The organism is Pedobacter ginsengiterrae (genome assembly GCF_039537385.1).
GTDB classification, from domain to species: domain Bacteria; phylum Bacteroidota; class Bacteroidia; order Sphingobacteriales; family Sphingobacteriaceae; genus Pedobacter; species Pedobacter ginsengiterrae.
On sequence record NZ_BAABAK010000010.1, the window covers coordinates 413107 to 435958 of the forward strand.

14 protein-coding genes are annotated in these 22852 nt (G+C 35.4%); 13 read left to right on the forward strand and 1 reads right to left on the reverse strand.

Translation table 11 applies throughout. The features are described 5' to 3' along the window. Window positions 1-12 precede the first annotated feature (12 nt). The 3 genes from ABD692_RS11320 to ABD692_RS11330 are packed head-to-tail and all read left to right on the forward strand — an operon-like array spanning window position 13 to window position 4102. Window positions 13-1071, forward strand: a complete 1059-nt coding sequence (locus ABD692_RS11320; RefSeq protein WP_316756836.1) for a glycoside hydrolase family 130 protein — start codon at window positions 13-15, stop codon at window positions 1069-1071. Then, a complete protein-coding gene (locus tag ABD692_RS11325; RefSeq protein WP_316756438.1) occupies window positions 1061-2347 on the forward strand; it encodes an MFS transporter in 1287 nt (428 codons plus the stop codon). The genes ABD692_RS11320 and ABD692_RS11325 overlap by 11 nt, the downstream gene beginning before the upstream one ends. Window positions 2348-2386: 39 nt before the next feature. After that, the gene (locus ABD692_RS11330) at window positions 2387-4102 is read left to right on the forward strand and encodes a hypothetical protein (RefSeq protein WP_344767044.1); all 1716 of its coding nucleotides are present in this window, start codon (window positions 2387-2389) and stop codon (window positions 4100-4102) included. A 73-nt stretch (window positions 4103-4175) separates the two neighbouring features. Here ABD692_RS11330 and ABD692_RS11335 read toward each other — a convergent pair whose 3' ends face one another. Further along, window positions 4176-7106: a M16 family metallopeptidase gene (locus tag ABD692_RS11335; RefSeq protein ID WP_344767046.1), complete on the reverse strand. Its 2931-nt coding sequence runs from the start codon at window positions 7104-7106 to the stop codon at window positions 4176-4178. A 221-nt stretch (window positions 7107-7327) separates the two neighbouring features. On the opposite strand from ABD692_RS11335, the gene surE reads away from it, so the two are divergent. The 10 genes from surE to ABD692_RS11385 all read left to right on the forward strand — a co-directional run bounded on the left by surE (window position 7328) and on the right by ABD692_RS11385 (window position 22818). Further along, window positions 7328-8173, forward strand: coding sequence for a 5'/3'-nucleotidase SurE (gene surE / locus ABD692_RS11340; RefSeq protein WP_344767048.1), 846 nt, complete (start codon window positions 7328-7330; stop codon window positions 8171-8173). 7 nt (window positions 8174-8180) lie between these two features. Then, window positions 8181-8453, forward strand: a complete 273-nt coding sequence (locus ABD692_RS11345) for a stationary phase survival protein SurE (protein WP_344767051.1) — start codon at window positions 8181-8183, stop codon at window positions 8451-8453. 116 nt (window positions 8454-8569) lie between these two features. After that, window positions 8570-9676 carry a lipid-A-disaccharide synthase gene (gene lpxB, locus ABD692_RS11350; RefSeq protein ID WP_344767053.1) on the forward strand — a complete coding sequence of 369 codons (1107 nt, stop codon included), beginning with the start codon at window positions 8570-8572 and terminating at the stop codon, window positions 9674-9676. A 103-nt stretch (window positions 9677-9779) separates the two neighbouring features. Further along, on the forward strand, window positions 9780-10784 hold the full coding sequence (locus ABD692_RS11355; protein ID WP_344767055.1) for a LacI family DNA-binding transcriptional regulator: 1005 nt from the start codon (window positions 9780-9782) through the stop codon (window positions 10782-10784). A gap of 352 nt (window positions 10785-11136) precedes the next feature. Continuing rightward, window positions 11137-14175 (forward strand): SusC/RagA family TonB-linked outer membrane protein, encoded by a 3039-nt coding sequence (locus ABD692_RS11360; RefSeq protein WP_316756454.1) that lies wholly within the window; start codon window positions 11137-11139, stop codon window positions 14173-14175. A 13-nt stretch (window positions 14176-14188) separates the two neighbouring features. Continuing rightward, window positions 14189-15841, forward strand: a complete 1653-nt coding sequence (locus ABD692_RS11365; protein ID WP_316756456.1) for a RagB/SusD family nutrient uptake outer membrane protein — start codon at window positions 14189-14191, stop codon at window positions 15839-15841. A 278-nt stretch (window positions 15842-16119) separates the two neighbouring features. Continuing rightward, window positions 16120-18567, forward strand: coding sequence for a glutaminase family protein (locus tag ABD692_RS11370; protein WP_344767058.1), 2448 nt, complete (start codon window positions 16120-16122; stop codon window positions 18565-18567). Between the two features lie 162 nt (window positions 18568-18729). Next, the gene (locus ABD692_RS11375; protein ID WP_344767063.1) at window positions 18730-19644 is read left to right on the forward strand and encodes an ROK family protein; all 915 of its coding nucleotides are present in this window, start codon (window positions 18730-18732) and stop codon (window positions 19642-19644) included. Between the two features lie 154 nt (window positions 19645-19798). Continuing rightward, window positions 19799-20470: a basic secretory protein-like protein gene (locus tag ABD692_RS11380; protein WP_316756462.1), complete on the forward strand. Its 672-nt coding sequence runs from the start codon at window positions 19799-19801 to the stop codon at window positions 20468-20470. Window positions 20471-20532: 62 nt separating this feature from the next. After that, the gene (locus tag ABD692_RS11385; RefSeq protein ID WP_344767066.1) at window positions 20533-22818 is read left to right on the forward strand and encodes a GH92 family glycosyl hydrolase; all 2286 of its coding nucleotides are present in this window, start codon (window positions 20533-20535) and stop codon (window positions 22816-22818) included. Window positions 22819-22852: the final 34 nt, after the last annotated feature.

Here is a 22852-nt window from a genome sequence, read left to right on the forward strand (position 1 = left end):
TTTCTTAATATTATGACAGATACCGCAAAAAGATTTTCTCAGAATCCAATTTTATCTCCAAAAGATTTAATTCCAAGTAGACCAGGTTTGGAGATTGCCTGTTTGCTAAATCCTGGTGTTTTTACTTTTCAAAATAAAACCTGGTTACTTATTCGGGTAGCCGAGCGTCCTCAACAAAAAACAGGCATTATTTCCTTTCCAGTTTTAAAAGGCGATGGAATTGAAATTATCGAAATCGAAGAAAATGATCCCGATTTGGTAGCTGACGATCCTCGGGTAATCAATTATAAAGGTGCCGATTATTTAACCACGCTCTCGCATTTACGTTTGGTTTGTAGCGATGACGGAATTAACTTTTATCAACCTGAAGGTTATCCTTTACTGCAAGGCGAAGGACCAGATGAGGCCTTTGGGATAGAGGATTGCCGTGTAGCTTTAATAGAAGATACTTATTATCTAACCTTTACAGCTGTTTCGGAGCATGGCGTTGGCGTAGGAATGCGAACAACTAAAGATTGGAAAACTTTCGAAAAACATGGAATGATTATTCCGCCACACAATAAAGATTGTGCCGTTTTCGAAGAAAAAATCAATGGGAAATTCTATACGCTTCATCGCCCGAGCAGTGTCGATTTAGGCGGTAATTATATTTGGTTGGCCGAATCACCTGATGGTATTCATTGGGGGAATCATAAATGCATCATTAAAACCCGCAAAAATAATTGGGATAGCAAGCGTGTTGGAGCTGGTGCAGCACCTATAAAAACACAAAAAGGCTGGCTGGAAATTTATCACGGCGCAAATGCAGAACATCAATATTGTTTAGGTGCATTTTTGATGGATTTGAATGATCCATCTAAAGTTTTGGCGCAAACAGAAGAACCAATTATGAAACCAGTTGCCGAATATGAATTGTCAGGCTTTTTTGGTCAGGTGGTTTTTACAAATGGTCATATCATAAATGGCGATGAACTAACCATTTATTATGGAGCAGCAGACGAATTTGTTTGCGGTGCAAAATTCTCTATCACAGCTATTTTATCTCAATTAAAATATAACCATGCTGAATAAACTCAAATCAGAAATTACACATTTCAAAAATCAATCCTATAATTTTAGAATATTAACGCTAACCAATTTAATTTACAGCGTTGTACTTCCAGTTATCGATATTTTCGTTGCCGCGTATGTAATGCGAAGTTCTAACGATCCAACAAAAGTTGTTATTTATCAACTTACCATTTACACAGGCATTCCCATTACATTTTTCCTCAATGGCTATTTACTTAGCAAGTTTTCTATAAAAACACTTTACTCTTTGGGGATGATGTTAAGCGGTGTTTCGATGATGGTTATGATGTCGTTAACAACATTAGATAATACTGGAATTGGTATTGCTGGTTTAATCATGGGCATGTCGTTCGGTTTCTATTGGGCAAACAGAGATTTTCTTGCACTCGCAATAACAAACGATGAGAATCGCAATTACTATTATGGATTGGAAACATTCTTTTATACAATTATTGCTGTTGTTATTCCAGTTTTAATTGGCTGGTTTATCGAATTTAACGCAGCCGATGGAAATGCGCATTTGGCCTATAAAATTGTAACTGGTTTAGTTTTCGTAGTAACCATTCTGGCCTCTATAATGTGTTTCAGAGGGAACTTTGGTAATCCAACTGAAAAGAAATTCGTTTATTTTAAGTTCGATCCATATTGGTATAAACTACTTAGGTTGGCAACTTTAAAAGGGCTTGTTCAGGGGTTTTTGGTTACCGCACCAGCCATGTTAATTATGTTGTTGGTTGGTAAAGAAGGTGCATTAGGTACCGCTCAATCGATAGGGGCAATAATTGCTGCAATAGCCATGTATATTATCGGCAGAAATACATCTCCAAAACACAGATTGTATGTTTTTGGGGCAGGTTTATTGCTCTTTGCAATTGCCGCTGTGATCAACGGAATCTTATACAGCAGTTTTGGTGTAATCTTATTTATGTTATTTTTATTACTTGCCAAACCTTTGTTAGATTTGGCTTACTTTCCTATCCAATTTAGTGTAATCGATATTTTAATCAAGAAAGAAAAACGCAGCGAATTTGCTTACATCTTAAATCATGAAGCAGGTTTATATATTGGCCGTTTAACTGGTGCGGGTACTTTTTTAATTTTAGCTTATTGCTTCTCGGTAGAAATTGCATTGCGCTATGCCATTGTTATAGTGGCTATTTTGCAACTAGCTTCTTATTGGGTTGCAAAAGACATTATAAAACAAGGTAAATTAGAAGATGCAGAGCAAGCGCCTATTTTAAGTAATGAAGAGCCAGTTGTGATTGCACCTTTATAGTCGGCCACAATATAGAACAAAAACCCTTAACCAAATTTTATGAGATTTATATTTAAGATACTTTTCGCACTTACATTATTACTAAACGTTGGCATTGCTCAGGCGCAAATAAAACAACTCAGATTGAGTAGGGTAGATGAAATGGCCGATTTGCCTCAACCCCTAAAAATCATCGATTGGAAATTGATGGCACAAAATTTCGATAAAACCATTTACGATTTTAATGCTAAAGGCAAGTATTGGCCAATGATTTGGATGGATAGTACCCATAAAAATTTTAATCAACCAGTAATGGGTATTTATACAGCTGTTGGCGATGTTAGACAGGGTAAAAATAATAAAGGAATGTTTCACGAAGCGCTGGCTAACATGGGTGCCGTAATGGGAGCCAGCTTAATCGGGATTGATAAAAGCAAGCAAAATGGAATGAACTATCCAGCTATGCTGAAAAACTATTTTAACCGTGATACCAAATGGAACATTATGATGAATAATACGGCTCCAGAAGTTGCACTTTTAGGTGGTGGTTATGGCAGAGATTGGTGGTATGATGTGTACCCTAATGTATTGTTTTATGCAATTTGTGAGCAATATCCTAACGAAAAGGATTTCGATTGGATTGCAAAAAGCATTGCTGAGCAATTTTATAAAGCCGATTCTATTTTAAACGGGAATTACAATTATTCTTACTTTGATTATGGACAGATGAAGCCGATGAAAAACCAGATTTGTGCACAACAGGATGCTGCTGCTGGACATGCCTGGGTTTTGTATGCCGCTTATAAAAAGTTTGGCGATAAGCGTTATTTGCAGGGTGCAATTAACGCAATGACCGCCTTGGAAAGTAATAAGATTAATCCAACTTACGAATTACTGATGCCTTTTGGCGCTTATCTGGCAGCTAGAATGAATGTAGAACAAGGAGCCAACTTTGATGTTCAAAAACTTTTAGGCTGGACATTCGATGGCACCGCTGTTTGCCGGGAAGGATGGGGCGTATTAACTGGTAAATGGAATGGATATGACATTTCTGGGGTGGTTGGCAGTACGGTAGATCACGGTGGATATGGATTTTTGATGAATACCTTTGATGCGGCATGGCCTTTGGTTCCTACCGTTAGATATGATCCTGCTTACGCTAATGCAATAGGGAAATGGATGCTGAATGCGGTTAACGCCTCCCGTTTTTTTTATCCGCAATACATGCCAGCAAACCGACAAACAATTCCGCAATTCGCTGCTGTAACAAAAGGTGTTATTGCCTACGAAGGCTTTGCGAAAACATCTACGTTTGATACACTTTACATGGATAAAAAAGGTCCCGTAGCACAGGGTGATGGACCAAAGTGGGTACCTGGAAAAAACCCAGATGTTTCTCAGTTTAGTGTTTATGGTAGTGGACACGTAGGTATTTTTGGTGCCATTGTAGAAAAAACAAATATTGAAGGTGTTTTGAAATTAGATGTTTTAGCAACAGACTTTTATAAAAATAAGGCTTACCCAACTTATCTGATTTACAATCCTTACAATTTGAATAAAACCATTAATTATAAAATTAAAGGCACCGAACGGGTTGATTTGTACGATGCTGTTGCCCAAAAATTCATTGCTAAAAATGTATCTGCTACAATTAAATTAACCGTTAACAATAACAACTCTGTTTTAATTGTCGAAACACCAGCTAATAGCAAAATAACAAACGCAAATCATCATTTACTTGCAAATGGTATCGTAATCGATTACCAAAATAAATAACTTATTTATATTAAAATAAAAAATGCGTCCCGATTTTGCGGAACGCATTTTTTATAATTTGGTTTATTAAATTCTAATAGCCGAAAATCTGCTCTAATGTTAAAGTTGTAACATTTCCAAACTTCTGCATATCTTCTAATTTCACTTTTTTATCAGAAGCCACAATTAAATAAGAATAAGGTTTGTTCGCAACCTTTTGATCGTGAAATCCTTTAATATTATCGAAAGTAATGGGCTTTAAACCTTTGTATAAGTCAACTCTCGAATCATAATCGTAACCCAATTTTTTATCTGCAAAATAATAGCTGAAAATACCATCTTTGGTTACTCTGTTTGATTCCAGATAAGTTAAAACATTAGCTTTTGCACCATCAAAAGATTTATCACTTTGTGGCAAAACATTTAGCAATTCATTCATTCCATTAACCGCATCAGTCATTTTATCGGCCTGGCTACCAACATAAGCAATCATACTGTATTGTTTGTCTGCTTTATCTGGCGATTGATAAGTAGCGTAAGTTGAATAAGCTAAAGCTTTCGACTCTCTAATGGTTTGGAAAACAATTGAACCCATACCACCACCAAAATAGTTGTTAAATACTTCGATATTTGGTCGGTCGGTTTTGTTATATAAACCAGTATTTCTTAACCAGCGAATTTCCGATTGAACCATATCATAGTTTGCGAAATAAACACGGTTACTATCCTGAACAGTGTAAGTGTAAACTTTTGCAGGAGCAGCTGGGGTAAATTCTTTAGCTAAAGCATGTTCTTTTTTAATGTCAGCAGTAAAAGCGTTTACATCTTTTGGTCCATAATAAGTAATTACATGTTCATAATTGCTTAAGTTTTTCAAAAGATAGATTAAATCTTCAGCTTTCATGTTCTTAACATCATCGTTAGAAAGTACATTATTGTAAGGATTTAAACTACCATACTGTGCATAAGAAGTTAAACCAACCATAATTTGGCCTTTATTTAGTTTATTGTTTTCTCTGCTTTTTAAAATGGTATTTTTCAAATCTGCCAAAGCTTTTTCATTAGGTTTTACATTAGCAAAAATGTGCTCTACCAAACTTACAGCTTTATCGAAATTCTCTTGTAAACCACTTATGTTAATGGTTGTCGTTTCTGTACCAACATTTAAACTATAAGTACAAGCAATGTTATAAAAAGCTTTACTAATGTCTTCAGCACTATATTTATCTGTACTTAAAAATGGCAAATAACTCGCTGCATAAGGCAATAATTTATAGTTATTGGCACCATGATTAAATCTGTAGCTCATTCTGAAGATGGAGTTATCGCTGTTTTTAGTTGTCAATACTTCAGCAATGCCAACCTTGCCCATTACAATATCCTTTTTATAATCTAAGAACTTTGGTTCCATTGGTTTAACAGGAGCCTCTAAAATACTTTTTACAAAAGTAGATGCTAAGTTGCCATTGGCATTTATTGGTGTAATGGTTGGTTTCTCAACCTTAATTGTGTTTTTATCTTCACCTTTGTGCTTAAAGCCAATTACATAATTATCTTTAAAAAAGGTATTGGCAAATGCAACAACCTGCGCTTTTGTAATTTTCGAAGCGTCATTAATTTCACTTAAACTTTTATCCCACTTTGTCCCGCGATTTAAAATAAATTCATTCGATAAGTTTTCAGCTCTGTTGTTATTGCTGTCAAATGCTTGTAAGAAACTTAATTTTAAATTCGCAACAATTGCTTTTAACAATTCATCATCAAATTTACCAGCTTTTAAAAGGTCAACCTGCTCTAACAATAATTTAGAGGCTTGCTCTAAACTTTGCCCCTGACGTGGTTGTGCTGATAAATTAAAAACACCATAATCTTTCATTTGCTGGTAGCTTGCGCTTGATCGTTGTGTTTTTTGTTGCTTATTTAAGTTAATATCAATTAAACCAGCCTTGCCATTAAATAAAATGCTTTTAATTAAATTAAGCATAGTGCTGTTTGGCGTGTTTTCGGCATAACCACGGTAATAAATTTCTACCATTTCTGCACTTGGGCCATTAACTTCAACCTTTTGGATTTTAGTTAACGGTTTTTCTGGAGCAGGGTTGTAAAGCGTTACAGGTTTTGCAACCATATAACTAAAGGTTTTATCCACTTTTTTAATCATTTCATCAGGATTAAAATCACCTGTGAAAACGGCAGCCATGTTATTTGGTACGTAGTATTTGTTATAGTAGTTTCTAATTTCGACTAAAGAAGGATTTTTTAAATGCTCAATAGTACCAATAGTTGTTTGCTGACCATAATTATGAACTGGAAATAACAACTCCATCATGGCTTCATCCAACTTGTTAGGATCGCTATCTAAACCACGGTTTTTTTCTTCGTAAACCGCTTCTAATTCAGTATGAAAAATACGGAAGATAGGCTTGCGGAAACGCTCACCCTGAATCGCTAAAAACTTATCTACAGCATTAGATGGGAAATCTTCATTGTAAACGGTTTCTTCGTACCAGGTATGTGCGTTAGATGAATTACCACCAATGCCCGACATCATTTTGTCGTATTCATTTGCGATGGAATAGTTTGAAGCTTCTCCTGATGTTTTATCAATTTCTTTATAAATTTCTTTACGTTGAGCGGCATCAGTTGTTTTGTTATACTTTTCGTAAAGCGCATCAATTTTATCCAAATAAGGTTTTTCTTTTGCCCAGTCTGCGGTTCCGAATTTATCAGTGCCCTTAAACAAAAGATGTTCCAAATAATGTGCTAAACCTGTTGCGTTTTTCGGATCGGTATTGCTACCCGCCCTTACGCTCATTCTGAATTGAACATTTGGCTCCTTATTATTTGGAGATAGGATAACTGTCAATCCATTTTTAAGGGTATAAAAACGGGTCGATGATGGATCGTTGGTTACATATTTGTACGTATAACCACCTGAAGTACCCGTTTCCCATTTATAGGTTTGCGCTTTAACCAGCGAACCTGTAAGCAGAAAACAAGCTAGAGTTAATAGTTTGTTTTTCATTTATTTGATTTTGGTTTATAGGTGTAATTCAGTATTAAAAGGAACTTGGATGTGATACTGAATAATGTTAAATAAGTTAATTATTCAAATATATATTGTTTCTACTATCGAATGAAATGCTTTTTTAATTTGAGAACTAAAAAAATAGGAATGAAGGATTTTTCAGCATATAAAATTTAGGATTATTGCACCTTAAATTTAATATTCTGTATTTTTACCGAATGACAAAGCAAAGTACAAAACCCAATATTTTAGTTGTAAATGATGATGGTATAACAGCTGCAGGAATTAAAAACCTGATGGAAGTTATGCAGGAAATTGGTAATGTAGTTGTGGTAGCACCAGATAGTCCGCAAAGCGGAATGGGGCATGCCATAACCATCGGCAAACCGATTCGCTTTGATAAGGTCGATTTATACCCTGGTGTAGAAATGTACAAATGTAGCGGCACACCTGTAGATTGTGTTAAAATCGCTGTTAATAAAATATTTAAGGGTAAAAAGCCAGATTTATGTGTTTCAGGAATAAATCACGGATTAAATAATTCCATAAATGTACTTTACTCAGGTACAATGTCGGCTGCGGTTGAAGGGGCAATTGAAAAAATTCCTTCAATCGGATTTTCTTTAGATGATTTTGCCGCAGATGCTGATTTCAGTCATACAAAAAAGTTTATTAAAAACATTTGCGAACAGGTTTTAGCAAACGGTTTGCCAGAAGGCACACTGTTAAATGTTAATTTCCCGAAAGGAGATAATTTAAAGGGGATAAAAATTTGCCGACAAGCCAATGCAAAATGGATGGAAGAATTTGATGAAAGAAAAGATCCGTACAACCGCCCATATTATTGGTTAACAGGTGTATTCGAAAATTTCGATCATGGAGAAGATACGGATGTTTGGGCTTTAGAACATGGCTATGTTTCAATAGTTCCAGTTCAATTCGATTTAACAGCTCATCATGCTATACAAACTTTAAACAGCTGGAATTTTGAAGGCTCAAAGCAATCAAAAACTGATGCTAAACCAAGTAAAGTTTCAGCACCAGATGGCTTAAACCTTGGTTAATATCAAAATGAATAATCAATTAAACAAGCTGAATAACTCGGTTTGGATAGGTTTAGGCATAGGTTTATTAATACCAGCTTTACTTTGCGCTGTTGCCTGGTATATTATAAATCATATTGCTTATTTATCGAAAGCCGATTTGTTATATATTGGAGGAATAGCGGTTAACGCATATTTAATGCAATACTTCTTCAAGCATAACAAAGAAAATATAGGCCGTGGAATACTGTCGGCAACGTTTATATGTGCATTTGTGTTTTTTGCTTATAAGGTTTTTTAAATTGGAAAAAGTTAAATGTAAAATGCACAATCCTGAATTCAGACCTAAAATCAGGTTCCATTTTTCGTGCTGTTTATCTCTTGTCCATCATACATCTAATATCATCCATCATTAATATGAAATACTACTTAGTAGCTGGCGAGGCATCAGGCGATTTACACGGAGCCAATTTAATGAAGGCGATAAAGGGAGAGGATTATAATCCTGTTTTTAGGTATTTTGGCGGCGATAAAATGCAGAACGAAGGTGGCGAACTGGTTAAACATTATGCCGAGATGGCTTTTATGGGTTTTACCGAAGTGCTTTTAAACCTGCGTACCATTTTTAAAAACCTTAAAGGCTGCAAGGCTGATATTCTTGCCTGGAAACCAGATGTTTTGGTTTTAATTGATTTTCCTGGATTTAATTTAAAAATTGCAGAATTTGCAAAAGCCAACGGAATAAAAGTTTGCTATTATATTTCTCCAAAAGTTTGGGCCTGGAACCAAAAACGGGTTTTAAAAATTAAAAAAAATGTAGATCATATGTTTTGCATTTTACCATTCGAAGTAGATTTTTATAGCGAGTGGGGTATGAAAGTAGATTACGTTGGCAATCCGCTCCTCGATGAAATTGCTCAATTTAAACCTGAGGATAATTTTAGAAATAAGCACCAGTTAGGCGATAAAAAAATTATAGCCTTGTTACCTGGAAGCAGAAAACAGGAAATAGAGCGGCTATTACCAGTTATGTTAAGTGTAACAGAAAACTATCCTGATTACGAATTTGCAATTGCTGCGGCACCAACTTTTACCGAAGGCTATTATCAACAATTTACGGGTTCTAAAAAAGTTAAACTTTTATTTAATAATACCTACAACCTTTTGCATAATGCGCACGCTGCAATTGTTGCTTCAGGAACGGCTACTTTAGAAACCGCTTTATTTAAAGTACCGCAGGTTGTGGTTTATAAAGGAGGTACAATTTCAATTGCAATTGCAAGAATGTTGGTGAAGATTAAATTTATATCGCTCGTTAATTTAATCGTAAATAAAAAAATAGTAACCGAGCTTATTCAGGAAGACTGTAATCCACTCAAAATAAATGAAGAACTCAATCTCATCGTTAATGGAGAAGGTAGAAAAAAAATGTTATCCGATTATGATCGTTTAATAGATTTGATGGGAACACCAGGAGCATCAGAAAAAACGGCGAAGCTTATTGTTAAATACTCAAAGCAGTAAGTTTTAAGTCGATTAATCTCTTTGAAAATGCACAGAAATCAGTAATACTGATAATTTCTTTTTTTTAATTAGTTTTGGTTGATCACTAAAATCAATCTTATTCATGAAAGCCCTTTCTATAAAAGATATTGCACAGAAAGCAAATGTATCAATAACTACTGTTTCTTTTATTATTAATGGAAAAGCGAAAGAAAAATCTATTAGCGAAGCCGTTATAGAAAAGGTAGAAAAAATTATAGAGGAAAGCGGTTATAAGCCCAACCAAATTGCCAGGAGTTTAAGAACTGGTAACACCAATATTATTGGTTTAATTGTAGAAGATATTTCGAACTCCTTTTTCTCGAAAATTGCACGACTTATAGAAGATAAAGCCTATAAACGAGGTTACAAAATTATCTATTCGAGTACAGAAAATAATATAGCGAAAGCGCAGGAATTAATAAATATGTTCAAGTCTAGAAAAGTTGATGCATATATTATTTCACCAGTTAAAGGCTTGGAAACCGATATTCAGGATTTAATAAACGATGAGAAACCTGTTATTCTGTTTGATAGAAATTTACCCGATGTTGTAGCTAACTATGTTGGGGCAAATCATTTCAGCGCCTCTTATCAATCAATAGAAAATTTTGTGCAGAATGGTAGAAAGAATATCGCATTGGTAACCACAAATGTCGATGTACTACAAATTACTGAGCGTTATGAAGGCTACAAAAAAGCTTTATTAGATTATGGTTTACCATATAATGAAGATTTCGTTTTAAAAATTCACTTCAATCAGGATGAAGCAGAAACCATCAGCCAGATTAAACAGTTATTAAGCGCTAAAAAAGTAGATGCAGTTTTGTTCGCTACAAATTATTTAGCCATTAGTGGGCTAAAAGCACTTAAACAAATCAATAAACAAATCGGGGATGACTTTTCAGTAATCGCATACGATGACCATGAAGCATTTGAGCTGCATACTCCAGGAATTTCTACCGTTCAACAGCCTTTAGAAGAAATAGCAGAGACCGTTATTAAATTGATTCTAAATCAATTGGCTTCTAAAACCAAATTACCTATCCAAGAGGTAATTATTCCCGCCAAGCTTATTATCAGAAATTAAGATTTAATGAATTTTTAAGGTTGTAACATAGTTTTTACAACTAAATCGATTTACTACTCGTTTAAAATCTTTATCATTGGCGTAGTAAAACGATTTACTGTAACCAATAGTATTTATGAGAATTTCTAAGAGCCTTAGCTCTATGTTAACTACAACATATTCTACCGTGGCAGATTTACCTGCTCTTTTTTATTAATATCAAAATATTTAATCCAACATATAAAGTTTAGAACAGGCACGCATGCCATTACACGCTATAAATTCTAATGATGAATCAGACATCGGATAAGAAAGAATAACACTAACAGGAATACAACATAACTAATCAATTTAAAATTTAACAAAACCGCTAATGAAAATTAATTTACTCAAAATTACGGGGCTATCTGCTGCAATCATGTTGCTGAATGGCCCTGCGTTTTCAATGAATTCAGAGTGGGAAGGAGCGAACGGATTCTTGAATACGAACAAGCTATGGCAGCAAGTTCAAACGCAAAAAATTATTACAGGAACTGTGCTAGATGAAAAAAATCAGCCTGTACCTGGTGTTGGTATTAAAAACCAAAATTCGGGTAAATCTGCTATTACCGATGCCGATGGTAAATTTAGCATAGAAGCAAACCCAGCTGATGTTATTCGCATTACTTACATCGGTTATCAGACCCAAAACATTACAATTAGTAATCAAAGTTCTTTAAGTATCAAATTGCAGGAATCTTCTGATACTAAATTAAATGATGTGGTGGTAGTTGGTTATGGAACACGTAGCCAACGAGAGTTAACATCTGCAATTACTAAGGTAGATACCTCTCAATTCAGACAAAGTGGTGCTAGAAACGCACTTGACTTATTGCAAGGTAAGGTGGCGGGTTTACAGATTTCGAGAAATAGCTCGAATCCTAACTCTGGTGTAGCCATTCAACTTCGTGGTGTAACCTCAATTTCAGGAACATCAACTCCGCTGATTGTTATCGATGGAATTCCTGGTGGTAATCTTGATCTTTTGCAGCAGGATGATATCGAATCATTCTCTGTACTTAAAGATGGTTCGGCTGCTGCAATTTATGGTACAAGAGCTAACGCAGGTGTTATTTTGGTAACAACAAAAAAAGGACGTAAAGGCCCATCTCAATTTAATTACAATGGTTATGTAAAGCACGAAACTTTGTATGAGCGCCCTGATTTTATGAACGCTACGCAGTTTAGAGAAAAACTTGCCAGTGGACAATATACGGCAAAGGATTATGGCGGCGATTTTAATTATTTCGACGACATCATCAATAAAGATAACCTAACAAATTACCACAATTTATCGGTTGCTGGTGGGGGTGAGAATTCTACGTATCGTGGTTCATTTACCTATAATAAATTTGATGGTTTTGCTAAGGAAAATAGCCGCGAACAATATCAGTTTAGAATGAGCTTGGTGCAAAAAGGTTTTAAAGATCGTGTAACAGCAGCATTTAACGTAGCATCAAATATTAACAAGGCTAATCTTTTAGGTGGTAGCGGTTGGGAAAATGTTTTAACAAAAAACCCTACCGAATCTTATTACAATCCAGATGGATCTTATTTATTTACAAGAAATATCACAAACGAAGTCGCTCGTTTAGCACAGGAGACGAATAAGAGAAGTCAACAAACTTATTCTGTAGATGGTAAGATCGATATCGATATTTTTAAGGGATTAAAAGCATCAACTTTCGTTGCATACCAAAGAAACCAGTATGTTGATAATCAATATCGTTCTTTAGGTAGTCAGAACTCTGTAGAGAATGGCGATGCTCCAAACGGTGGCTACGCATATAAAGGAACCAGATTAGAAGAGAATTTCAATTTTGAACCAACGATTGAATATTCAAAATCGATAAATGAAAAGCACCGTTTAACAGGTATGATAGGTTATTCTTATCGCTACGAAGTTAACGAGGAATTCAGCGCAAACAATAGAGGTTATACTAATGATATTTTCGAAGAAAACAATTTAGGAAGTGTGCCAATTACTGTTAACAGAGTTGGCTTAGCTAGTAACAAGAACGATAATACCCTAATTGCATTGTTTGGTCGTGTACACTACACGTTTGATGGTAAAGTTAACTTTGAGGCAGTACTAAGAAGAGAAGGCTCTTCAAGATTTGGTGCTAACAACAAGTGGGCAAGTTTTCCCGCAATTTCAGGATCTTGGGAAATTACTCGTGAGAAGTTTATGGAAAGTGCCAAATGGCTTAATTTCTTAAAAATTAGAGCGGGTTATGGTGAAACGGGTAACTCTGGATTTGCTAATTATGCTTCATTAGTAACATTAGGCACAGGAAATCTTTATCCTTTCCCTAATGGAGAGTGGTTGCAAACTTATGGTCCATCGCGTAATCCGAATCCTAACTTAAGATGGGAACGCAAACGTGAATATAATTTAGGTTTAGATTTTTCGATGTTTAACAACAAACTTAGTGGTTCAATCGATGTCTTTAAACGTAATATTATTGATTTACTTGATACTTATACTTCGCCACAACCGCCATTTGTTCAAAGTACTATTTATACAAATGTTGGAACAATCTCTGCAAAAGGTTTAGAATTGACTTTGAATTATGAAGCAATAAAAAGAAAAGATTTTAGCTGGAATATAGATTTTGCAGGCAGTACTATAGATAACAAACTGGATACCTATTCGAACGATGAGTACAAGCGAGATATGAAAGAATTTGGAAGCATCGGAGGAGCTGGTGCTCTTGGTAACGCATATCGTACATACGAAGGACGCAATATTGGTGAATTCTGGGGCAAGCGTTTTGCTGGTTTTACACCAGATGGTAAGTGGTTATTTACTAATCGTGCGGGTCAGGCAGTTCCTAATGCTCAAATAAATACTTCCCCTTTCCGCGATCAAACAGATCTTCAGCTGTTAGGAAATGCGATTCCAAAATATTATTTATCTCTAGGTAACTCTTTTACTTACAAGCAATTTGATTTAAGAATTTTCTTAAGAAGTAAGCTAGATTTTGACATTTTGAACACAGTAGCCTTATCGTACGGAAACAAGTATGGTACACAAGGTAATTTATTAAATAGTGCCTTTACTAAATATTCAGAAGTGAATGATACATATATGTATTCTGATTACTATTTGGAAAAAGGGAGTTTCTTGAAGCTTGATGAGGTAACTTTAGGTTATACTTTTAAATTTAAAGATAAAGCTTTCCGCAGTTTACGTGTTTATGCAGTAGGACAAAATCTTGCATTATTGACAGGTTATTCTGGAAATGACCCAGATTTAGTTCAGGACACTGGATTAGGGCAGGAAATTAACGGACGTAGTCTTGGTATTGATACAAGAAGCCCTTACCCGACTACCAGACAATTCGTTTTCGGTGTTAATTTTGGATTTTAATATTTAAAGAGAGATGAAAAATTTAAAAAAAATTATATTGTCATTACTTATTACATCACCTATTTTATTTAATGGATGTACCAAGTTAGACGAAAATATCTATAGCTCATTAGTTTCAGATAACTACTATAACAATAAAAATGAGGTTTTATCTGCAGTTTTAAGACCATATACTCACGCTAATGCATGGGCAACACCTTCTGGCCAAGATGGCTGGTGGAGACCCTCAGAACTTTCGGGTGATCAATTAGCCTGGCCTACCAAAGGGCGTCATGGTGAGGATGGTGGTAAATGGAAACGTTTACATTATCATACCTGGTTAGTTGATGATGGTCCTTTAAATAACGCCTGGTCATTAATGTTTGGTGGCGTTGGATTTTGTAATGATCCTATCGAGAATTTAGAAAAACGTACGCTAGCCCAAATGGGAATAACACAGGTAGATAAGGATGGTTATATTGCTGAACTTAAACTTTTAAGAGCGTATCACTATCTTAAACTAATGGATCTTTTTGGTAATATACCAGTTGTAACTCAAGTGGGTATACCTGCTAAACCTGAAACAAAACCTCGTGCTGAAGTTTTTGCTTTTATAGAGAAAGAAATCAAAGATAATATTGATAAGGCTCCTAAGCTTTCTAGAAATATGATCGGTCGTATGTCTCAGGCTGGTGGATATGCAATGTTGGTAGAGCTTTACTTAAATGCTGAAGTTTGGACCGGCACCGCACGCTGGGACGATTGTATTGCTGCGGCGAATAAATTGATTAATAGCGAAGCTGGCGGCCAGAATGGTACAATGGCGCTTGATGTTAACATTACTGATCAGTTTAAATCCACTAATGATTTATCTAAGGAAGTAATTTTCTCTATTGCTTACGAATTTAGAATAGCGAACTCGCAACCTTCGTGGACAGGAGAATTTTTCCACTTTCAACAGGATCGTATTTATGGCGGATCTAGAAATGGAAACAATGGTGTAGTTATGGTTCCAGGTAACTATACTAAATATAATAATTCCGATTTACGTAAAACAACATGGCTATCGTTTGGACCTCAGGTTCGCTTTGATAATGGTCAGCCTGCTCTTGCTAGTGGGGGTAATGAGTACGATGGTTCACAAATTAACTTTGTAGATGAAATTCGTCGTGCTAAAGTAAATTCAACTGTATCAAATATGAGTGAAGGTGAAGAGAATAGTGGTGTTCGTTTCAATAAATACAAATTAGGTAACAATGTAGCTGGTATTGTAAATGGTTCGCCAGTAGCAATAGATTTAAACTATAACTGTAACGATTGGAATTTGTATCGTTTAACTTGGATTTATTTTGCTAAAGCAGAAGCCATCATGCGTAAAAATAATGGTGTTGCAACTGCCGAGGCTGTTAAGTTAATTAACGATTGCAAAATGCGTGCTTTCTCTACTGCTGACTGGGCTGCAAATGCATACACGCCTGCTACTTTAACAATGGATGAACTTTTAAATGAAAGAGGACGCGAATTTGTTTTTGAAGGTTTCAGACGTGATGATCTAATTCGTTTTGGTAAATTTACTACAGCAACCTGGTGGGATCATACACCATCCGCTGCTTTCAGGAATACTTTTCCAATTCCTTTAGTTCAAAGAACACTAAACGAAAATCTTAAACAAAACCCAGGCTACTAGTTAGCAATCAATATTAAAGGTGCTCGTTAGAGCACCTTTTTTTTGTTAAACAAATTATCAAAAAGTATATCTATTGTAACTCACATATTACACTAGTCAATATGCTAAAATGTCGTTTTTTTATTAATATTGAATTTAGTAAAACGTTTTACTAGTCGTGCTTTTTCAAGCAGGTTATTTAGATAAAAAAACAAACATAAATGCTTTTTAAAGTATAACTACAGCAGATTTATAGCTTTACCAATTCCCTGAAAAACTAACCAGTCAAATACTATATTATGAGAAAATATTTTTTATTATCTGTGTTTTGCGTGTTTTCTTTTATAAAGTTAAATGCTCAGGATAAAGCTCCGGCATATCCCTTAATTACTCATGATACTTATTTTAGTATTTGGTCTGTTAGTAACGAACTAAATCAATCTGTTACCAAGCACTGGACGGGCAAAAATCAATCCTTATCAGGTGTGCTAAAAGTTGATGGCAAGTTTTACCGCTTTTTAGGTGCCGAATCAAAAGAATATAAAACCATTCTACCAGCTGCCGATGAAGTAAATTACCAGGCAAAGTATTCATTTTTAAAACAAGCCGACAAATGGAATGAAATCGCATTTGATGATTCTTCCTGGCAAAAAGGAACTGCACCCTTTGGCGATGATAAATCGGCTAAAACCAAATGGACAACAAACGATTTATATTACAGAAGAAAATTCTCTATCGCGAAATTAACAGCGGGAAAAAAATATTTAAAGCTTAACCACGACGATGATGTTGATGTATCATTAAACGGAAAGAAGCTCTATCAAAAGGAAGGCTGGGTACACGAATTTATTTATATCCCAATTGAAGAAGGCGCCTTAAAAACAGGTGAAAATTTATTAACCATCCATGTTAAAAATAACGCTGGTGGCAGATATCTTGATGCAGGAATTGTTGAAGAAATCCCTCAAAAATCTACTATCGCCTTAGCAAAACAAACAAATGTAAAGGTAGAAGCAACCGCAACTAAATATAATTTTGATTGCGGTGGGGTTAATCTGGAAGTTACTTTTACTTCACCACTTTTATTAAATGATATCGCTTTAACTGCAAGACCAATTAGCTATATCAGCTATGCTGTAAAATCTAGCAGTACAAAAACACACAAAGTCGACTTGTATTTTAGTGCATCAACCAATATAGCAGTTAACACGCCAGATCAGGCAGTAATGGCTAAAAAAAATACGGTTAAAAATCTTTCAATTCTGCAAGCGGGAACCGTAGAACAACCTGTTTTACAAAAGAAAGCCGATGATTTAAGAATAGATTGGGGCTATATGTATGTTGCCGTTCCTGAAAAATTTAAGGCAACGCAATACATTAATAAACAGGCCGAAAGTTTAAACAGTTTTTTGAGTGGTAAATATCCTGCATCAAAGGAAGTTTCACGTGCAAAAGAACTAAATTTAAGCAGTATAATCCCTTTTGGAACAATCACGCAAAATAAGGTTGAAAAATATTTAATGATTGGCTACAATGATCTTAAATCAGTTGAGTACTTTGGAGAACAACTTTTGCCAATATGGAGAAAACCAGGTGGCCATTTTGAAGACCAGTTAGTAATTGCTGATCAGGACTACAAAACAATAATGGCAAAATGCAATGATTTTAATCTGCAACTTTATGCTGACGCAGAAAAGGCGGGTGGTAAAGAATATGCAAAACTTTGCGAATTAGCTTATCGCCAAAGTATTGCTGCACACAAAATTGTATATGCACCAAATGGCGATATTTTATTTCTGTCGAAAGAAAATTTTAGCGGTGGCTTTATCAACACGGTTGATGTAACCTATCCATCGGCACCAGAATATCTATTGTATAACCCTGAATTACTTACAGGTATGCTAAACGGTATTTTTTATTATTCTGAAAGTGGAAAATGGAAAAAACCTTATCCAGCCCACGATTTAGGAACCTATCCCTTTGCAAACGGCCAAACTTATGGTGAAGATATGCCTGTTGAAGAAGCAGGTAACATGGTTATTTTAACTGCTGCAATTGCTAAAGCACAGGGTAACGCAAAATATGCGCAAAAACATTGGGCTACCTTATCGGTATGGGCCGATTACTTATCTAAAGAAGGTTTCGATCCTGCGAATCAGTTGTGCACCGATGATTTTGCCGGTCATTTAGCCCGTAATGCAAACTTATCAGTTAAAGCAATTGTGGCTTTGGGTGCTTATGCTCAAATGGCCCAGCAATTGGGTAAACCCCAAGAGGCGGAAAAGTACAGAACAATTGCTTTGGATATGGCTAAAAAATGGCAGCAAATGGCCGATGATGGCGACCATTACGCTTTAACTTTTAACGATAAAAATACCTGGAGCCAGAAATATAACCTGATTTGGGATAAGTTATTAGGGTTGAAATTATTTCCTGAAGCAGTTTATAAAAAGGAAATAGATTATTACCTAACCAAGCAACATACCTTTGGTCTTCCTTTAGATAGTCGCAAAACCTACACAAAATCGGATTGGATAATTTGGACTGCAACTTTGGCCGATAATCAGGCAGATTTCAAGAGCTTTATCAAGCCTGTTTATAAGTTTGCTACAGAAACAGAAAGCAGGGTACCGCTGAATGATTGGCACGAAACTACAACTGGCCTTAAAGTTGGTTTTCAAGCCAGAAGCGTAGTGGGAGGCTATTTTATTAAATTATTAGCCGATAAATGGGGAGTAAAGAATTAGAATTAATTATGCTTTATCAAGCAGGTTAATTAAAAGTTGATTATTAAGATTAGAGAAGAAAATATATCATTTTCTTTAGCAAATAGAATAAAATGTCTTTGTTTATCAGTTGATAAATAAAAACTACAGGTATTAATTTAAGATAGATATAGAATATAGACAATGGAAAAACCTGTTGCATTAGGTGTAGATATAGGTGGTTCGCATATTACGGCCGCACTAATAGATTTGGAAACAAGAACAATTATTCAAGATACATTAAAGCGAAGTGCCGTAGATTCTCGGGAAAGTAAGGAAGTTATTTTATCGGCATGGTGTGAAGTAATAAATAAAGCTTTCAAAAAATCAACCACCACAACAAAATTAATAGGTATTGCAATGCCAGGCCCTTTCGATTATGAAAAGGGCATTTCATTAATAAAGGATCAAGACAAGTTTAACACACTTTATGGTGTAAATATTAAAGAAGAATTATCTAAAAGATTGAATGTAGATACCGAAAATATCCATTTTATAAATGATGCTGCTGGCTTTTTGCAAGGCGAAGTTTTTGGTGGAGCGGCGAGAGGAAATGCAAATGTACTCGGTTTAACATTAGGTACTGGGTTGGGCTCGTCTTATTGCGTTGGTGGTGTTGCTAAAGATGCAGATTTATGGAACTCTGAATTTATGAACGGTATAGCCGAAGATTACCTTTCTACACGCTGGTTTGTTGGTCGATATAATCAATTAAGTGGTAATGAGGTGGCTGGTGTAAAAGAATTAACTGCATTAACCGCAACAGATCATAATGCAACTCGTGTATTTATGGAGTTTGGTTACAATTTAGCACAATTTCTAATCCCGATAATTAAAAAATATAAATCAGATATGGTGATTGTTGGAGGAAATATATCAAGGGCTTTTAATGCTTTTTCGCCCGAATTAATAGCAACCTTAAAAGGCAACGAGATTTATACAAGTATTAAGGTAACCAAACTAAAAGAACATGCTTCGCTTATCGGTGCGGCAAGTTGCTGCGATCTTGATTTCTTGAAAGAAGGTGGCGAACCAGAAAGTAAGAAGATTACTAATTAAAGGTTAAAAACCTTTTTTTAAACACATACTAAAACCATTTAGTAAATAAATTGAAGTAATGAAATTTATCAAACTAAAAATAAGCAGTACAAATAAAAACTTAGGATAGCAAAAATATACAACAATCGTTTTAAAATTATAATTCTGAATACACATGAAAAAACTAACATTACTAATAATTCTATCTACAATATTAATTCTTCCATTCTCTAAAGTACGAGCGCAGGAAGTAATTAAGAAGAAAGGCTATAGCCTAACTTTCGAAAGCAATTTTGCAGCGTTAGATCCGAAATTGAAAAAACGTTTAATCGAAACGTTTTTCATCGTTTATCCAAAGCTAGCTAAAGAATATAATCCAAACACTTTAAAAGCAGTTACATTTTTTGTAGATACCGCCTATAAAGGTGTTGCCGCAACAAGTAACGGTAAGGTAACTTACAGTTCAATCTGGATGGTAAAACACCCCGAAGATATAGATGTGGTTACCCACGAAGTAATGCACATTGTTCAGGATTATGGTCGTAGTGTTGGGCCAGGTTGGTTAACCGAAGGCATTGCAGATTTTGCACGCTCTAAATTTGGTATCGACAATGCTGGTGCAAAATGGGCGCTGCCAGAATTAAAACCAGAACATACTTATAAAAACAGCTATCGTATTACGGCTAGGTTCTTTACCTGGATTGAAAAAAAGGTAAAACCAGGAACAATTAAGGCTGTAGATGCATCTTTAAGAGACCACACCTACACGGCTGATATTTGGGCTAAATTAACAGGTAAAGATTTGGATGGACTTTGGGCAGATTACGTTAAAAATCCACAACTTTAAGAAAGACATTTGAATGTTTTTGTAAGCAGATAAGAGAAAACACATAAACTGAATAATAAAATATGAGAAAACTATTTATTGCCTTGTTAAGTTTTGCGGCAACTGGAAGTTTCGCACAACAGGTAGGCAAAATCACCGATCCAGTTGAATGGGTGAATCCTTTAATGGGAACCCAATCCAAACCAAGTTTATCAAACGGTAATACTTACCCAGCAGTAGGTGTGCCTTGGGGTATGAATATGTGGACCCCACAAACAGGAAAAATGGGTGATGGCTGGGCATACACCTACGATGCTGACAAAATTCGTGGTTTTAAACAAACACACCAGCCTTCACCATGGATGAACGATTACGGTGCTTTTTCAATTATGCCGGTAACAGGTAAATTAAAATTTACTGATGATGATCGTGCAAGTTGGTTTAGCCATAAAGCAGAGGTTTCAAAACCATATTACTATAGCGTTTATTTGGCCGATGCCGATGTTACAACCGAAATTACACCAACTGAAAGAGCTGCTCAATTCAGGTTTACTTTTCCTAAAACGGATAGTTCTTTTGTAGTTGTAGATGCTCAAAACAAAGGTTCGTATATAAAAATCTTCCCTAAAGAGCGTAAAATTATAGGTTATACCAGTAAATACGCTCGCGGGCCTTTACCTAAAAACTTCAAAAACTATTTTGTAATTTATTTCGATAAAGATTTTTCTATTGCAAAAACTTGGAGTGGTAAACAATTAAATGATGATTTAGAATTAACAAGCGACCACACAGGTGCAGTTATTGGTTTTAAAACTGCAAAAGGCGAAAAGGTTAATGCTAAAACAGCATCATCATTCATAAGCTTTGAACAAGCAGAACTTAATTTAAAAAGAGAACTAGTAAACGATGGTTTCGATGCCACAAAAGCAAAAGCAAAAGCAGTTTGGAATAAAACATTAAGCAAAATTGCTGTAGAAGGTGGTACAATCGACCAAATGAGAACTTTTTACTCTTGCTTGTACCGCACTTTATTCTTCCCTAACAAATTATATGAAGTAGATGCTAAAAACCAAATCGTACACTGGAGCCCGTACACTGGTGATATTAAACCAGGTTATATGTTTGCAGGTACAGGTTTCTGGGATACTTTCAGAGCTTTATACCCATTCTTAAATCTTGTTTATCCATCGATAAATAAGGAAATGCAGGAAGGCTTAATTAACGATTATAAAGAAGGTGGCTGGTTACCAGAATGGAGTAGCCCAGGTTATGCCAATATTATGGTTGGGAATAACTCGGCTTCGGTAGTATCTGATGCTTATATTAAGGGAATGCGTGGTTACGATATCGAAACCTTATGGCAGGCATTAAAACATGGTGCTAATAACGAAGGCCCAATGGCAGCAGTTGGCCGTGATGGTGTTAAATATTATAATGAATTAGGTTATGTGCCTTTCGATGTAAAAAAGAACGAAAATGCAGCAAAAACTTTAGAATATTCTTATGATGATTTTACAATTTATCAGTTAGGCAGAGCTTTAAATAAACCTGCTTCTGAAATTGATATTTATAAGAAAAGAGCAATGAATTATAAAAATCTTTTCGATCCTTCATCAGGTTTAATGCGTGGAAAAAATCAGGATGGAACTTTCCAAAGCCCATTCAGTCCGTTTAAATGGGGTGGGGCCTTTACCGAAGGAAATAGCTGGCACTACACCTGGTCGGTTTTTCAAGATGTTGATGGTTTAGCAAAGCTGATGGGTGGTCATGATAAGTTTGTAACCAAACTAGATTCAGTTTTCTCTATGCCTCCAGTATTTGACGAAAGTGCTTATGGTGGCGTAATCCACGAAATTCGTGAAATGCAAATTGCAAACATGGGTCAATATGCTCACGGAAATCAACCAATTCAACACATGATTTATTTATATAACTACGGTGGTGCGCCTTACAAAACTCAATATTGGGTTCGCGAAACCATGGATAGGATGTATAAGGCTACACCAGATGGCTATTGCGGTGATGAAGATAATGGACAAACTTCTGCATGGTATGTATTTTCGGCAATGGGCTTTTATCCGGTAACTCCTGCAACAGATCAATACGTTTTAGGTGCTCCATTGTTTAAAAAGGTAACCTTAACGTTAGAGAATGGTAAAACTGTAGTAATTAATGCGCCATCAAATAGCGATAATAATCGTTACGTACAATCATTACAGCTTAACGGAAAACCTTATTCTAAAAACTGGATTAGCCACAGCGGTTTACAAAAAGGTGCAGTACTTAACTTCGGAATGTCTGCAACACCAAACAAAACCAGAGGTTCAAATCCTGTAGATTTTCCTTATTCGTTATCAACAGAAAAATAATTTAAGAATAATCATACTGAGCTTGTCGGATCAA

Excerpts from the sequence above, each read along its gene's own strand:
- ABD692_RS11320 (WP_316756836.1), top strand. The coding sequence starts at position 13 with ATGACAGATACCGCAAAAAGATTTTCTCAGAATCCAATTTTATCTCCA.
- ABD692_RS11330 (WP_344767044.1), top strand. The coding sequence starts at position 2,387 with ATGAGATTTATATTTAAGATACTTTTCGCACTTACATTATTACTAAAC.
- lpxB (WP_344767053.1), top strand. The coding sequence starts at position 8,570 with ATGAAATACTACTTAGTAGCTGGCGAGGCATCAGGCGATTTACACGGA.
- ABD692_RS11385 (WP_344767066.1), top strand. The coding sequence starts at position 20,533 with ATGAGAAAACTATTTATTGCCTTGTTAAGTTTTGCGGCAACTGGAAGT.
- ABD692_RS11345 (WP_344767051.1), top strand. The coding sequence starts at position 8,181 with ATGAATAATCAATTAAACAAGCTGAATAACTCGGTTTGGATAGGTTTA.
- ABD692_RS11355 (WP_344767055.1), top strand. The coding sequence starts at position 9,780 with ATGAAAGCCCTTTCTATAAAAGATATTGCACAGAAAGCAAATGTATCA.
- ABD692_RS11375 (WP_344767063.1), top strand. The coding sequence starts at position 18,730 with ATGGAAAAACCTGTTGCATTAGGTGTAGATATAGGTGGTTCGCATATT.
- ABD692_RS11335 (WP_344767046.1), bottom strand. The coding sequence starts at position 7,106 with ATGAAAAACAAACTATTAACTCTAGCTTGTTTTCTGCTTACAGGTTCG.
- ABD692_RS11360 (WP_316756454.1), top strand. The coding sequence starts at position 11,137 with ATGAAAATTAATTTACTCAAAATTACGGGGCTATCTGCTGCAATCATG.
- ABD692_RS11370 (WP_344767058.1), top strand. The coding sequence starts at position 16,120 with ATGAGAAAATATTTTTTATTATCTGTGTTTTGCGTGTTTTCTTTTATA.
- ABD692_RS11380 (WP_316756462.1), top strand. The coding sequence starts at position 19,799 with ATGAAAAAACTAACATTACTAATAATTCTATCTACAATATTAATTCTT.
- ABD692_RS11325 (WP_316756438.1), top strand. The coding sequence starts at position 1,061 with ATGCTGAATAAACTCAAATCAGAAATTACACATTTCAAAAATCAATCC.
- surE (WP_344767048.1), top strand. The coding sequence starts at position 7,328 with ATGACAAAGCAAAGTACAAAACCCAATATTTTAGTTGTAAATGATGAT.
- ABD692_RS11365 (WP_316756456.1), top strand. The coding sequence starts at position 14,189 with ATGAAAAATTTAAAAAAAATTATATTGTCATTACTTATTACATCACCT.